14 protein-coding genes and 1 pseudogene are annotated in these 13,568 nt (G+C 43.4%); 5 read left to right on the top strand and 10 right to left on the bottom strand.

The annotated features are described in order from the left end of the window. Nucleotides 1–10: 10 nt before the first annotated feature. From Q0037_RS11355 to sucC, 4 genes are all read left to right on the top strand, one after another. Entirely contained in the window at nucleotides 11–949 is a 939-nt protein-coding gene (locus Q0037_RS11355) for a nitronate monooxygenase (protein WP_297518456.1), read from the top strand. 3 nt (nucleotides 950–952) lie between these two features. Beyond that, complete coding sequence (gene pafA, locus Q0037_RS11350) at nucleotides 953–2,560, top strand: alkaline phosphatase PafA (RefSeq protein ID WP_297518454.1); 1,608 nt, start codon at nucleotides 953–955, stop codon at nucleotides 2,558–2,560. A 169-nt stretch (nucleotides 2,561–2,729) separates the two neighbouring features. Continuing rightward, the gene (locus Q0037_RS11345) at nucleotides 2,730–3,068 is read left to right on the top strand and encodes a hypothetical protein (protein ID WP_297518453.1); all 339 of its coding nucleotides are present in this window, start codon (nucleotides 2,730–2,732) and stop codon (nucleotides 3,066–3,068) included. Between the two features lie 332 nt (nucleotides 3,069–3,400). After that, nucleotides 3,401–4,594: an ADP-forming succinate--CoA ligase subunit beta gene (sucC, locus tag Q0037_RS11340; RefSeq protein ID WP_297518451.1), complete on the top strand. Its 1,194-nt coding sequence runs from the start codon at nucleotides 3,401–3,403 to the stop codon at nucleotides 4,592–4,594. 597 nt (nucleotides 4,595–5,191) lie between these two features. On the opposite strand, the gene Q0037_RS11335 is transcribed toward sucC, so the two are convergent. Continuing rightward, nucleotides 5,192–5,596, bottom strand: coding sequence for a DUF1456 family protein (locus Q0037_RS11335; protein WP_297518449.1), 405 nt, complete (start codon nucleotides 5,594–5,596; stop codon nucleotides 5,192–5,194). Nucleotides 5,597–5,742: 146 nt separating this feature from the next. Further along, a complete protein-coding gene (locus Q0037_RS11330; RefSeq protein ID WP_297518447.1) occupies nucleotides 5,743–6,552 on the bottom strand; it encodes an alpha/beta hydrolase-fold protein in 810 nt (269 codons plus the stop codon). A gap of 41 nt (nucleotides 6,553–6,593) precedes the next feature. On the opposite strand from Q0037_RS11330, the gene Q0037_RS11325 reads away from it, so the two are divergent. Further along, nucleotides 6,594–6,995 carry a TerB family tellurite resistance protein gene (locus tag Q0037_RS11325; protein WP_297518445.1) on the top strand — a complete coding sequence of 134 codons (402 nt, stop codon included), beginning with the start codon at nucleotides 6,594–6,596 and terminating at the stop codon, nucleotides 6,993–6,995. 92 nt (nucleotides 6,996–7,087) lie between these two features. On the opposite strand, the gene Q0037_RS11320 is transcribed toward Q0037_RS11325, so the two are convergent. The 8 genes and pseudogenes from Q0037_RS11320 to Q0037_RS11285 all read right to left on the bottom strand — a co-directional run. Beyond that, nucleotides 7,088–7,525, bottom strand: coding sequence for a PaaI family thioesterase (locus Q0037_RS11320; protein ID WP_297518443.1), 438 nt, complete (start codon nucleotides 7,523–7,525; stop codon nucleotides 7,088–7,090). Between the two features lie 3 nt (nucleotides 7,526–7,528). Further along, nucleotides 7,529–8,344 (bottom strand): hypothetical protein, encoded by an 816-nt coding sequence (locus tag Q0037_RS11315; protein WP_297518441.1) that lies wholly within the window; start codon nucleotides 8,342–8,344, stop codon nucleotides 7,529–7,531. A gap of 29 nt (nucleotides 8,345–8,373) precedes the next feature. Continuing rightward, nucleotides 8,374–10,374, bottom strand: a complete 2,001-nt coding sequence (gene uvrB / locus Q0037_RS11310) for an excinuclease ABC subunit UvrB (protein WP_297518439.1) — start codon at nucleotides 10,372–10,374, stop codon at nucleotides 8,374–8,376. A gap of 260 nt (nucleotides 10,375–10,634) precedes the next feature. Further along, on the bottom strand, nucleotides 10,635–11,834 hold the full coding sequence (locus Q0037_RS11305) for a DUF3570 domain-containing protein (protein ID WP_297518437.1): 1,200 nt from the start codon (nucleotides 11,832–11,834) through the stop codon (nucleotides 10,635–10,637). Nucleotides 11,835–11,846: 12 nt separating this feature from the next. Continuing rightward, nucleotides 11,847–12,056 carry a DUF4266 domain-containing protein gene (locus tag Q0037_RS11300; protein WP_297518435.1) on the bottom strand — a complete coding sequence of 70 codons (210 nt, stop codon included), beginning with the start codon at nucleotides 12,054–12,056 and terminating at the stop codon, nucleotides 11,847–11,849. Next, nucleotides 12,053–12,973, bottom strand: coding sequence for an FAD:protein FMN transferase (locus Q0037_RS11295; RefSeq protein ID WP_297518433.1), 921 nt, complete (start codon nucleotides 12,971–12,973; stop codon nucleotides 12,053–12,055). The genes Q0037_RS11300 and Q0037_RS11295 overlap by 4 nt, the downstream gene beginning before the upstream one ends. Before the next feature lie 3 nt (nucleotides 12,974–12,976). Further along, the gene (locus tag Q0037_RS11290; RefSeq protein WP_297518431.1) at nucleotides 12,977–13,399 is read right to left on the bottom strand and encodes a thioredoxin family protein; all 423 of its coding nucleotides are present in this window, start codon (nucleotides 13,397–13,399) and stop codon (nucleotides 12,977–12,979) included. 58 nt (nucleotides 13,400–13,457) lie between these two features. Continuing rightward, nucleotides 13,458–13,568, bottom strand: a pseudogene (locus Q0037_RS11285) (thiamine diphosphokinase); the annotation flags it as partial.

Below are 13,568 nucleotides of genomic sequence, written 5' to 3'. Positions count from 1 at the left end.
GCATTTTTCAATGAATCGCATTACCCAACTATTTAACATAAATTACCCAATCATTCAAGGAGGAATGATTTGGAATTCAGGATACAAATTGGCCAGTGCTGTCAGTAACGCCGGCGGACTAGGGCTCATTGGAGCGGGTTCGATGTATCCCGACGTGTTGCGCACCCATATTCAAAAATGCAAACAAGCAACCGATCGCCCATTTGGTGTTAACGTTCCTTTATTGTACCCCAATATTGAAGAGATTATGCAAATCATTGTCGAAGAAGGCGTGAAAATTGTTTTTACTTCGGCAGGAAACCCCAAAACGTGGACCGCATTTTTAAAAGAACACGGTATCACGGTAGTGCATGTGGTGAGCAGTTCCAAATTTGCCCTCAAAGCCCAAGAGGCAGGTGTCGATGCGATTGTAGCAGAAGGTTTTGAAGCGGGAGGACATAACGGCCGCGAGGAGACCACAACGTTTACCTTGATTCCCATGGTGCGGGCACAACTCACACTCCCTTTAATAGCCGCGGGTGGTATAGCTACGGGACGGGGAATGCTGGCGGCCATGACTTTGGGTGCCGATGGGGTTCAAATGGGCAGTCGATTTGTCGCCTCTATCGAAAGTTCAGCGCATGATGCCTTTAAGCAATCCGTTATTGACTCGCAAGAAGGCGATACCGTACTGACCTTAAAAGAATTGGCGCCAGTTCGATTGTTAAAAAATAAATTTTACACCGATTTACAAGCCTTGTACAAACAATGTCCGTCTGAGGAGGAATTAAAAGCGTTGTTGGGAAGAGCACGCGCCAAACGCGGGATGTTTGAAGGCGATTTGGTAGAAGGTGAATTGGAAATTGGACAAATTGCAGGGTTGCTCAACGAGATCAAACCCGTAGCTGAAATTATTGACGAAATCATCCGCGATTTTAAGGCGGCGCAACAAGAACGCATACTTTTTTAACCGATGAAAAAATACATCGCTCTCCTTTTCGGGATTTTTGGAACCCTTCACGCTCAAGAACGCCCAAAGTTGGTTGTTGGTATCGTGGTCGATCAAATGCGGATGGAGTATTTATACCGATTTCAGAATGATTTTACCGAAACCGGTTTCAAACGCTTGATGCGCCAAGGATACACCTTCCACAACGCCCATTTCAATTATATGCCCACGTACACAGCCCCAGGGCATGCGAGCGTTTATACGGGTTCAACACCATCAGTTCACGGTATTGTTAGTAACGAGTGGTTTAGTCGCAGCACTGGGAAAGAACGCTACTGTACCGATGATGCGTCGGTTACCCCTTTGGGAGAAGGCGCTGGAAAAGAAGGGTTGATGTCGCCCAAAAATTTAAAAGCCACCACCATCACCGATGAATTGCGCATGGCAACCCAATTTCATGGAAAAGTTATCGGACTTAGTATCAAAGATCGCGGCGCTATTTTACCGGCGGGCCATTTTGCCAATTGGGCGTTTTGGTATAATAAATCGGGACAGTTTATTTCGAGTTCGTTTTACGGGGCACAACTTCCCAATTGGGTTACGGCATTTAATGCGCAAAAGGGCTATATCAAGTACCTTAATGAAGGTTGGAAACTCTACAAAGCCCCAGAAGTATACAACGAGAGTGATCCAGACGATTCACCCTATGAAGGCAAATTGTATGGGGTAGACAAGCCTGTTTTTCCCTATGACTTGAAGGCGATGTATGATAAAAATGATGCCGGGGTGTTGCGCGCCACGCCGTTTGGAAATGATTACTTGGCTGAGTTTGCCAAAAAAGCTATCGAAAATGAAGGCTTAGGAAAAGATGCTATTACCGATTTCCTCGCCGTTAGTTTTTCGTCAACGGATTATGTGGGGCACATCATGGGCGCTCGTTCTATGGAATTACAGGATACTTACTTACGTTTGGATCAAACGATTTCTGATTTTTTGGATTTTTTGGATAAAACGGTAGGGAAAAATCAATACCTGGTGTTCCTTACTGCCGATCACGCTTGTGCCGAAAATGCAGTTTTTTTACGCACCAAGCAATATGCGGTCACGAATTTGGATTATAAAGCCATCGGTGCAGGACTGAAAGCCTTTTCCCAAGAAACTTTTGGCGAAAACTTTGTTTTAAATTACTCCAATTTTAATGTGTATTTGGATGAGGCTAAAATTCGAGAAAAAGCCTTGGACTATGCCGTGGTAGAAGCGAAGTTTATGAATTACTTGCAGAAGCAACCGCATGTCAAAGCAGTATTTAATCAGCAGGATATCCAACAAGCCTGTGAGGGTGATTATTATAAAATGATGATTGCGCGTGGGTATGATCCGCGAGAAAATGGACAGCTTGTGGTTTTGGACGAACCTGGATTTATTGAATACGGCCCTACAGGAACATCCCATGGCACACCCTATGCTTATGATACCCATGTTCCGCTGCTGTTTTTCGGATGGAAAATTCCGCAAGGACAGAGTTACGAAAAACGATACATTACACAAATCGCACCTACCTTGAGTCAGAAGTTGCAAATTACCTTTCCCAACGGTTCCAGTTGTGACATTTTACCCGAACTTTTCCGTTAGTCATAAATTGATGTTAAACGCATAAAAGTCCATTATTCAAAGGTTTTTTTGTATTTAGGCTCGAATGTAAGTCTTTGAGTACGGATAAAAATTTTACCACGAGAGCTTACGAATTAAAGCGTTGGTTTTCCAACGATATGTTAAAGACATTATCTTAATTTCATTGGGAGTGCCTCAGTCTTACTATTGGATTGAAGCAATTCCTTTTGCCCAACGACTTTTTGGATGGGGATGCCATGGGGTTTTCTTTGTTGACAGAATGCGCTACAGGTATTCATTTGTCACTATGAATCATTTTGATCAATTCTTCTTTTATCCTTGTCGGTGTGCGCCAGATTTCTTTGAAGTTTGCTCTAAAGAACATCCTGGCAATACAGCGCTCTATTTTTTGGTTCATTTTGTGGATTTCAAAGTGATCACCCAAAATAAACTTTTAATTTACATTTTTGCGGGTTCTTCTGGGGTGTGGGGGGATTGGATTCACCATTCGCTGAGGTGTAGTGATTGATGTAACATCCCACAAAGGTACCATAAACCCCACGGGAAGTCAATCGCCGTGCGGATTTATGGGATTTTTACAAAGGATAGGCTGGATTGAGAAAACGAACTTTTTTTAGCCCCGACCTGTCTTCCGTCAAGCAGGTAGCCCCGATATCCTATTTTTTTGGCTTTTTGGACGCTGCGATTGGGCCCAAAAAATAGATAAAGTCGAAAGCGGGAATAGCTCCAAAAAACTTACTAAATTAATATACATTTCTTTTTTGTTTGGGGCGATTTCTTTACATTTGTGGCACTTAATTTCGGACGCTGTCCGAGCGCAACTAAACATATTACAGTACTATGAACATACACGAATATCAGGGGAAAGAGATTTTGGCAAAATACGGCGTTCGCGTACAGCGCGGCATCGTAGCAAACAATCCAGTAGAGGCGGTTGCTGCTGCCAAACAATTAACGGCCGATACCGGAACGTCTTGGTATGTGGTGAAAGCGCAAATTCACGCAGGAGGCCGCGGTAAAGGAGGCGGAGTGAAATTGGCAAAAAATTTAGACCAAGTCACTGAAATCTCTGAACAAATTATCGGCATGATGTTGATTACGCCGCAAACCCCACCTGAAGGGAAAAAAGTGCATAAAGTATTGATTGCGGAAGATGTATACTACCCTGGAGAAAGTGAAGTTTCTGAATTCTATATGTCGGTATTGTTGAACCGTGGTACGGGACGCAATATGATAATGTATTCCACCGAAGGAGGGATGGATATTGAGGAAGTGGCTGAGAAAACTCCCCACTTGATCTTCACCGAAGAAATCGATCCGAATATTGGATTACAAGGGTTTCAAGCGCGTCGTATTGCGTTCAACTTAGGGTTGTCAGGCAACGCGTTTAAAGAAATGGTGAAATTCGTAGATTCTTTGTATACGGCCTATGTCAACAGCGATGCTTCGTTGTTTGAAATCAATCCCGTGTTGAAAACATCCGATAATAAAATCTTAGCTGTCGATGCCAAAGTAAACATCGATGATAACGCTTTGTACCGTCAAGCGGCAATTGCCGAAATGCGTGACATCCGTGAAGAGAATCCGATCGAAGTAGAGGCGAAAGAAGCCGGATTAAACTATGTGGATTTGGATGGAACCGTTGGGTGTATGGTAAACGGTGCCGGATTGGCGATGGCGACGATGGACTTGATTAAGTATGCCGGTTTTGAACCCGCAAACTTCTTGGACGTAGGAGGAACAGCCGATGCGAAACGTGTAGAAACCGCCTTCCGTATCATCTTGAAAGATCCCAATGTAAAAGCAATTTTAATCAATATTTTTGGAGGTATCGTACGTTGTGACCGTGTGGCGCAAGGGGTAGTGGATGCCTACAAAAATATGGGTGACGAGATCAAAGTACCGATTATTGTGCGTCTGCAAGGAACCAATGCTGAGGTAGCCAAAGAATTGATTGACAACTCTGGAATGCCTATTTTATCGGCAGTACAGTTCCAAGAAGCTGCCGACCAAGTGAAAGCGGCTTTGTCGTAAACGATTACTCTATAATTCAAATAAAAAATCCCGATTCGTATAGTATCGGGATTTTTTTTGACATCAAGTTATCAATTTTCTTTAAGGGCACTCCCCCGAAGGGTAAAAACTACGCTTTTCAAGCTTGTTTTACGCCCTCGGGGTCAGGCTATCCGTTACAAGTCCGTTGCCTCCGTAAACTCTGGCATCCGGGCTTTTCACTGCTATCCTTAGTGTGGAGGTACTATTAAAATAATCTTGTTTTAAATGACAAGTTAATATAGGCTCTAGTTTTGACGGGTTAATTCACCTCTAAAAATATTTCTAATCAATTATTTTTTTACGGTATTGATGCGTAGCAACAGATATAGTGACAAAAACGTACCAATGACGTTAACTAAATACACCTGCAAAGACCAATCCGAGTACGCCTAACTTCCTGTAATCATTCCCTTGCTATAGAGCACAACCAAAGCAGCGGCAAAAATCAAACGTATCGCACGGTCTTCTACTCCCATATTTTTTTATCGGGTGTTGTTTTTAAATGACTATTCCAAAGGTAGGTGTCATAAAACGGCACAGCGTGACTTGAGTTGCAAACTCTAACAAAAGAAAGGATTACTTTTCTTTGTTCTTCCCGTTTTTATAGTTGACTTTTTCCACGATGACGGGTTTGGCATTGAACTTTTTAGCGGGTTTTTTGGCATAGGACTTGGGAGCAGGACCTTTTGGTTTATCGCTCACATCCTTCTTCGGTGGTGTTTTCTTATGCGTTGCAATGACTTCCATCGGATTTTTCGGAGCGTCTTTTGTACCGCGTAAATGAATAATTAAGCCGTTCAAGAAATTACGTAAAATTTGATCGCCACAGTCCATATACTTCGGATGTTCCGCATCCCGGAAAAAGTTGCCCAATTCGCCTTTCGAAATGCGAAAATCCACCAGTTCAAGTATTTCTACAATTTGGTCATCGCGCAACTGCAAAGCCACACGGAGTTTTTTAAATATATCGTTGTTATTCATTTTTTCAGTAATCAGTATTCAGTAATCAGTATTCAGTATTCAGTATTCAGTGGACAGTAATTAGTATTCAGTATTCAGTGGTCAGTAATTAGTAATAAGTCACTAATCACCCCCGAAGTTTCGGGACTAATCACTAAAATCTAAATTCAAAACAGCCAAAGGTACGCTTTTTCGAACTGTTCCCGCCAGAGTTTTTCGTTATGTTGTCCTCCTTCGATAATAGCACTCACATTCATTTTTTTACAGGAGCAACGGCGGCTATTAATCCAGAACTCAATTGCTTTGAGGTCTTTTACCATATCGTCATCACCTTCTTGGTCGCCGCACATCAAATAGATTCGCGCTTTGTAGTGGGTTGTTTTCTCCAGAAGTTGTATTAAGGGTTCCCGATTAATCCAAAATGCTGGGGAGAAACACCCTACTTTTCCAAAAATGTTTGGATATTTTATCGAGGCATAAAACGCCATAAATCCTCCCAACGAACTCCCAAAAATGGCCGTATGTTTGGCCTCGGGTTTGGTGCGGTAATGGTTATCCATATAGGGTTTCAAGGTTTCTACGATAAATGCCAAAAAGGCATCCCCTTTCCCACCGCCATATTTCGCATGCGGAAAAGGAGTGAGTTCTTCGATACGTTTATCTCCCCCGTGATCGATACCGACTACGATTGCTGGATTTTTTTGTTGGTCCATGATTTCGTCGATGCCCCATTCGCCAGCATAGGCCGTTTTGGTGTCAAAAAGGTTTTGACCGTCGGGCATGTAGAGTACGGGATAGCGTCGTGTTGTTTGTGTATAGTTTTTGGGGATATAAATTCGAATGGTTTTAGAGGTTGCCAATTGTGGGGCTTCCAGCGTAATGACTTCCAGTTGAAGTGCCGCAGTAGAGGGTTGGGCATATCCCATACCATAGATCCCAACGCATAAAACCCATAATCGTAGCAGTAGCGTTCTCAATTTTAAGAATATTTTATATTTTAGCTAAAAATACGGAAATCATGAATACCGCTTCCGAGAAAATGAGTTTATTGGCCGATATGATTGCTTTTGCTATTGTCGATGGCGAATTGCACGAACGTGAATATACGTTTTTGACTATAGTCGCCACGGAATTAGGGGTTTCTAAAGAAGATTTTCGACAATTGTTCCATGAAGAACACCGTTCAGAAATCATTAAATCCGAGTTTGAACGCATCCAACAGTTTTACCGTTTGGCCTTGTTAATGCACTGCGATGGGGTGTTACACGAGCGGGAACGCATCAAAATTCATGAAATCGGTATCAATATGGGCTTGAATCCGCACGCCATAAAACGGGTATTAAAAGCGATGGAAGCGTCCCCCAACCGAATGATTGCCCCTCAATTTCTTTTGGAAGTATTTCAAGAGCAACACAATTAAAAATCAGAAATCTTAGGGTTCTCCGTGAGATATAAAACAATACGTAGTAATTAATTCTAACCACTCCAAATTGCATCCTTCGGGTTGCTTTTTTATTGGTAGCCAATGCTTTCATCCAACGGCAAACCACTTTTCATAAAGTTTCCCGAACCCCGCGCCACTTCCCGTCCTTTGGCATCATACAATACAGCATCGCCGATGAACAAATTGCGGGAAACAAACTGAACGGTTCCGATGGCTTTAATTATTCCTGTTTTTACGGGTCGTAAAATTTGGATATGAAACGACGTCGTGTAGATAAAACTATCGGTGATTTGGGAATTGACGGCAAAATAAGCAGCATCGTCCAACATTTTAAAATAGACCGAACCATGGAGCGATTGCCCGGCATGAAAATAATCGGGTTGTACGGTCATCGTGATTTCCGCACGACCTTCGGAGACAGTCAGGCAAACATCAGGGTAGCTATTTTGATTAATCGCTCCCGAATGGTACATGTGTTCTAATTTGCGGTAATGGGTTTCGTTCATCAATTATTCCGTGAGTTCAACGCCTAAATTTAAGGAACGTGTGGGATATAATTTCCATTTTTCATCATAAAAGCACCACGAATCTTTGGTGTCGCTATCTTCTGAAAAATAAAGTCCGGGTTCATAAAAAAATGAAAGCGGTGTGGCATTCTTATCTTGCGAGTACATTTTATTATCTTCAATCAATAAATGTTGGAGTCCCACATACAACCCTTCTTTAGGAAGTTCAATCGCATAGTTCACAAGATCCACCCGCGTTTCTTTTGTCCCTTTTTTTAAATTACAAACTATGGTTTCGGTGTTTAAAAGTTCGCCCGGTTCCCCTTTTGCGTTTACGCTATAAAAAATAAGGGCAATTTTACGGTTTCTTGCACTTGTTTGGGTAAAGAACGCTACTGATTTTAGAAATTTTTGTTTGGTATCTCCTTTAATGAATTTGACTACACATACTGATTTTACATCATACTGAACAAAAAAGGCCTGTCCGTTTCGACTGGCTTTAGTAACTACTATCGGATTGGTGTTTTTGGGTTTACGAATGACAACTTCATGGAGTTGATAGGAAACAGGTTTTAAAAGTATAGGACTTTGATTCGAACGAATTACTTTTTCTTCATAGCCAATAGCCGTAATTTTTAGCGGCTTCTTGTCGGCAATTAAAGCTTCAAAATTCCCTAAAGAGTCTGAATTTCGAATAATTTGTTTTTCATTCCAAATGTTGGCATAACTAACCGGCTGATGGGTTATCGAATCTAAAATTTGGATTTTCGTTTGACCAAAACTAGAAACAGCAATGAAAAGTAAAAATAGATAGCGCATGAAATGGGAACGTTACAAATAGAAAGATATTATACCTTCGCCAATTGGGTTTCCAACACTTTAATCGCATCGCGGAGTTTTGCTGCCTGCATGAAATCCAATTCCTTAGCTGCTTTTTCCATTTCTTTTCGGGTATCGCGAATGCGTTTCTCAATCTCGGATTTAGATAAATACTCGGTTTGGGGCTCGGCGGCTTTAGCTACAGGGATCTCATAGTTGTACGTGCCTCCCAATTGGTTTTTGGTCAGCGGATTGTTCATTTTTTTGGTAAGGGCTTGCGGTGTGATGTTGTGTTTCGTGTTGTAATGCATTTGCTTTTCCCGACGGTAGTTGGTTTCGTCAATCGTTTTTTGCATCGAAGCCGTTATTTTATCCGCATACATAATGGCTTTTCCATTTACATTTCGCGCGGCGCGTCCCACCGTTTGGGTGAGGGAACGGTGACTGCGTAAAAAACCTTCTTTATCGGCATCCAAAATGGCAACTAAGGAAACTTCGGGTAAGTCCAAACCCTCTCGGAGTAAGTTCACTCCAATCAACACATCAAACAAGCCTTTGCGTAAATCTTGCATGATTTCCACGCGTTCCAGCGTATCGACATCGCTGTGAATGTAGCGGCAACGGATGGAAACTTTGGTCAAATATTTTGTCAATTCCTCCGCCATGCGTTTGGTCAAGGTAGTGACTAAAGTGCGTTCATCTATTTCACAACGCTGTTGAATTTCTTCAATCAAGTCGTCGATTTGGTTGAGACTGGGACGAATTTCGATAATCGGATCCAACAATCCTGTGGGACGAATAATTTGCTCGACATAGACGCCTTCTGTTTTTTGTAATTCGTAATCCGCAGGCGTGGCCGAAACATAAATCACTTGGTTTTGCAGGGCTTCAAATTCTTCAAACTTTAAAGGTCGGTTGTCCATGGCAGCAGGTAAGCGAAAACCGTATTCTACCAAGTTTTCCTTACGACTGCGGTCACCGCCATACATGGCATGCACTTGCGAGATGGTCACGTGACTTTCATCGACGACCATCAAATAATCTTCGGGGAAATAATCCAGCAAGCAGAACGGACGGGTGCCGGGTTGGCGTCGGTCCAAATAGCGGGAATAGTTTTCGATACCCGAGCAATACCCCAATTCGCGAATCATTTCCAAGTCAAAATTGGTACGTTCTTCCAAGCGTTTGGCTTCGAGGTGTTTCCCAATTTCTTTAAAATACTCCACTTGTTTGACCAAGTCTTGTTGGATATCCCAAATCGCCGCATGCAATACTTCGGGCGACGTTACAAACATGTTCGCGGGATAGATATTGAGTTTGTCGTAGCGCTCGATCACTTTCATGGACGCTCGATCGAAACACTCAATTTCCTCGATTTCATCCCCAAAAAAGTGAATCCGAAACGGGTCGTCGGCGTAGCTGGGAAAAATTTCAACCGTATCCCCTTTGATGCGAAAGGTTCCCGGCGTAAACTCTGCTTCCGTACGGGCGTAGAGACTTTGTACCAAGCGGTGCAATAATTTTGTTCGGGAAATGGATTGGTCGCGGTGAAGGGAAATCACGTTTTTTTGAAATTCGACGGGATTTCCGATTCCATAAAGACACGAAACAGAAGCTACGACTAACACATCCCGACGTCCTGAAAGAAGCGCCGAAGTTGTGCTCAAACGCAATTTTTCCAACTCCTCGTTGATCGATAAGTCTTTTTCAATGTAGGTTCCCGTTACGGGAATATAGGCTTCGGGTTGGTAATAGTCGTAATACGAAACGAAATATTGTACCGAATTGTTGGGGAAAAACTGCTTGAACTCCGAATACAATTGAGCGGCCAGGGTTTTATTGTGTGCCAATACCAAGGTAGGGCGTTGGATTTCTTGAATCACATTGGCCACGGTAAACGTTTTTCCTGAACCGGTGACACCGAGCAGGGTTTGGTATTTCTCCCCCGCTTCAATGCCTGCCGCCAATTTGGTAATGGCTTGGGGTTGATCGCCGGTGGGTTGGTAATCGGAAATGACTTGGAATTTCATAGTGAAATGGCAATTTTTACCTTGAGGGTGTGGCTACAAAAATAACGAATAATTCCGGTGAAATAGGGACGAGTTTTGGAAGGTTTTGAAAGGCAAGGTTGATTTTAGCCCCGATTGAGGCCTTGTGGGAGCTCTTGGAGCTTTGGCGGAAAAGCGACTGCCGAAAGCGGGAGGAGGGTTGTGTAAAAATGAGGAATTGCTTGCTCCAAAAAAAACGCCACAGTGACAACGACTGTGGCGAAATTCTTGCTATGCCAACGTTATTTGAACTGCAACGCTAGCGTGAGGATATGCGAGGAGAGTCCGTTATCTCGCGTATAATACCCGTATCGTAGTTCGAGGGAATGAATGCGTTTGATGTTGAAAATCCCCCGATTGGTATCGGTTTTGTGGTAGGCAAGGCCGAACATATGGCTGGAGAATTGCGACAGGTCGAAATCACTCGTATAAAATTCGGTTCCCGGCGTGTGTTGAAAGATTTCTTTAAAATACTTGGCTTGCGTTTGGGTGTAAAACCGGTACGGGAAGGCCAGTGATGAAAAGGCATTTATTTTGTACACGGGTTCGAAACTGAACGTATGCGATTGAATATTCCACGAGTCGGTGTAGTAGCGGTAGAGCGAACGAAACACCCAGTGGTCTCCCATAAAATAGTTGGCCCGGAGTCCGATGGGAATTTTGAACCGCGTTTCCGGTAGTTTTTCGGAGGCGACTGCAAAATTGTTGAAGTACACCCGATTGAATTTGGTGCCGAGGAGTCCTTGTTGGTAGCCAATATCGGCCATGATGGATATTTGAAAAACTTTATTAACCACTTGCGAATAGACCAAGCCTAGGTTATAGGAATTTCGCGGCTTCGAGTCCAAATGATTCGCCTGATTGTCCGAAGGATTACCGCGGAGTTCGATAGGTAAAATGACCTTCCAAGTGTCGAGAAAAACAGAAGCTTTGGCGGAGAACTCGCGGTTGTTGTCTTTGGAGTTTTTGATGAACCCCACATTGGCGCCTGTGGAAATATAATCGTACTCGGCGGAGGCGGATAATCCCGTGGTTACGGCATAGTTTTTCTCCTCGTTTTTATAGGTGTATTGTCCCGAAGGATACACACGCATGTCTTGGTACGAGGCTGATGTGACGGAATTGGGGTCAATTTTATCGGACGAGGCGGAGGTATAGGAATCCACGCCCAAAGCAAAATTGAATTGGTGGCTTCGTTGCGCTCGGCCTTTTTTGGTCAAGATGACTTCAAACTGCGTCGCGATATCGGTGAGTTTTTCGGTTCCTTTCCCGCCTGTTACCGCTGAATTGTCACCGGTTTGAGTGTAATAACTGGAAATGAAATTGACCTCTTCGATTTTCAATTTTTGTTTTTTGTAGGTACTTGTCGAATCCGATTGTCCCTGGGCTTTCGGATGGAATAGTACGGCGAGTAATGCCGCGGTGATAATACGTTTTTTCATAAGTCAGGGGTCTTAATTACAGCCGCATCCGCCGCCGGTTTTTCCTCCATTGGCACCCGAGCTTCCCTCGCGGTATAATTGGAAGGTGCTTTCGAACTTTTCGGTAGGTTTGGGCGCTAGTGCCATTTCGGCATCATTAATTTTTGCTTTTTGGTACTCTTTCACGGTCGAGCAGGAGGTGGCGACGAGGCCGAGAAGACTTGCTATAACGAACTTTTTCATACGAGTTTAATGTTTTTTGAAGTGAATATTTGGTTGTGGTCGTCGATGAGGATGCACCCAATAAAGGGCAATTGATTGATAAAATCGAGTCCAACATCGATTCCCATCACAGTCACGGGTGTAGCGAGTGCATCGGCAATTTCGGCATTGTCAGCAATCAGGGTAACGCTTTTGATGCCGCTCACAGGATAGCCTGTTTTGGGGTTGATGGTGTGGGAATAGCGTTTGCCGTTGATGATGACGTACTTTTCATAGTTGCCCGAGGTAGCCACGGCTTTTTCGGAGATTTGAAAACCAGCAAAGAGTGCTTTTTTGGTATTGGGGTCGGCAACGCCAATGGTCCAGGGTTGCCCATTTTCTTGTTGCCCCCAGGCGGCTAAGTCTCCTGAGGCGTTAACGATGCCGCTCGAAATACCTTCTTTTTTTAGGAGCATTCGGGCCCGTTCGGCGGCATATCCTTTGCCAATGCCACCAAAACCAATGCGCATTCCTTTATTTTTCAGCATAACCGTTTGATTGGCTTCGTCCAAAAGAATGTTTTTGTAATTGATGAGGGCTACCGACTTTAGGGCTAGTTCAGGATCAGGTAAGGTGGTCATTTGCGTGTCAAAATTCCAAAACCGTTTGTCAATACTGCCGTAACTTAGGTCAAAAGCCCCTTGGGTAATGGCGGAAAGGTGCTGGCTGCGCGCAATGAGTTGGAAAACCTCTTCCGGAACTTCCACGGGAGCAATCCCGGCTTGGCGATTGATAGCTGCAGTGACACTCGTTTCCGAAAAGGTCGTAAACAAAGCTTCAATACGTTGAATTTCGCCAATAGCCATCGCGAAATAGGGTGCTACTTCGGCCTCCGTTTCTCCCAAAAGCGAAAATTCAAAGTGGTTGCCCATCAATCGGGCTGTTTGTTTGAACACCATTATTTATTGCAATGCTTTGATAAAATCGGCGACGGATTCTTGCGGCAAGCCTTCCCATTTTTTTAGAATTTTTTGTTGGTCATCCAAGACAAGTATGAGAGGAAAAATGCCTTTGGGATTGAATTGATCGGCTAGCGATTCGTTGGCTTTTTCTTGTTCCAACGGCAACTTGTTTTTTTGTAAGCGTGGGAAATCTACTTGAAGTAATACCAAATGGTTTTGGGCGAAGGCTTGAAATTCAGGGGCCTGAACAAACTTCTTCTTAAATTGGATGCAAGGGGCACACCAATCGGAACCCGAGAAAAACAATAAAATTTTGTGCGAACCCGCTTGTGCCTTTTGGAGGGCTTCATCCATGGTTTTAACCTCTTGGGCACCCACAGAAATAGAAGCGAGTAACAGTACTAAGGTGAGAAACTTTTCCATACATTATAAACTATAGTAAATATAACGTATAAGAAAAGTTTATGGTATGATTGAATTCTTAACTTTCGATTAAGATTAAGTCGCCGGTTTCATGGGTAATGATTACTAGTCCGTCTTGCGCTACCTGATTGCTGCTGCCAGTGCGGTAGCCTAATGTGAGCGAATCCTC

It is taken from the genome of Flavobacterium sp., from assembly GCF_027482425.1.
In the GTDB taxonomy this organism is placed as follows: domain Bacteria; phylum Bacteroidota; class Bacteroidia; order Flavobacteriales; family Flavobacteriaceae; genus Flavobacterium.
The sequence above is the reverse complement of the archived record's forward strand: the minus strand, read 5'-3'. Positions and strand labels throughout refer to the sequence as shown.

Coding starts and splice junctions, on each gene's coding strand:
- Q0037_RS11355 (WP_297518456.1), top strand. CDS start 11: ATGAATCGCATTACCCAACTATTTAACATAAATTACCCAATCATTCAA.
- pafA (WP_297518454.1), top strand. CDS start 953: ATGAAAAAATACATCGCTCTCCTTTTCGGGATTTTTGGAACCCTTCAC.
- sucC (WP_297518451.1), top strand. CDS start 3,401: ATGAACATACACGAATATCAGGGGAAAGAGATTTTGGCAAAATACGGC.
- Q0037_RS11335 (WP_297518449.1), bottom strand. CDS start 5,596: ATGAATAACAACGATATATTTAAAAAACTCCGTGTGGCTTTGCAGTTG.
- Q0037_RS11325 (WP_297518445.1), top strand. CDS start 6,594: ATGAATACCGCTTCCGAGAAAATGAGTTTATTGGCCGATATGATTGCT.
- Q0037_RS11320 (WP_297518443.1), bottom strand. CDS start 7,525: ATGAACGAAACCCATTACCGCAAATTAGAACACATGTACCATTCGGGA.
- Q0037_RS11315 (WP_297518441.1), bottom strand. CDS start 8,344: ATGCGCTATCTATTTTTACTTTTCATTGCTGTTTCTAGTTTTGGTCAA.
- uvrB (WP_297518439.1), bottom strand. CDS start 10,374: ATGAAATTCCAAGTCATTTCCGATTACCAACCCACCGGCGATCAACCC.
- Q0037_RS11305 (WP_297518437.1), bottom strand. CDS start 11,834: ATGAAAAAACGTATTATCACCGCGGCATTACTCGCCGTACTATTCCAT.
- Q0037_RS11300 (WP_297518435.1), bottom strand. CDS start 12,056: ATGAAAAAGTTCGTTATAGCAAGTCTTCTCGGCCTCGTCGCCACCTCC.
- Q0037_RS11295 (WP_297518433.1), bottom strand. CDS start 12,973: ATGGTGTTCAAACAAACAGCCCGATTGATGGGCAACCACTTTGAATTT.
- Q0037_RS11290 (WP_297518431.1), bottom strand. CDS start 13,399: ATGGAAAAGTTTCTCACCTTAGTACTGTTACTCGCTTCTATTTCTGTG.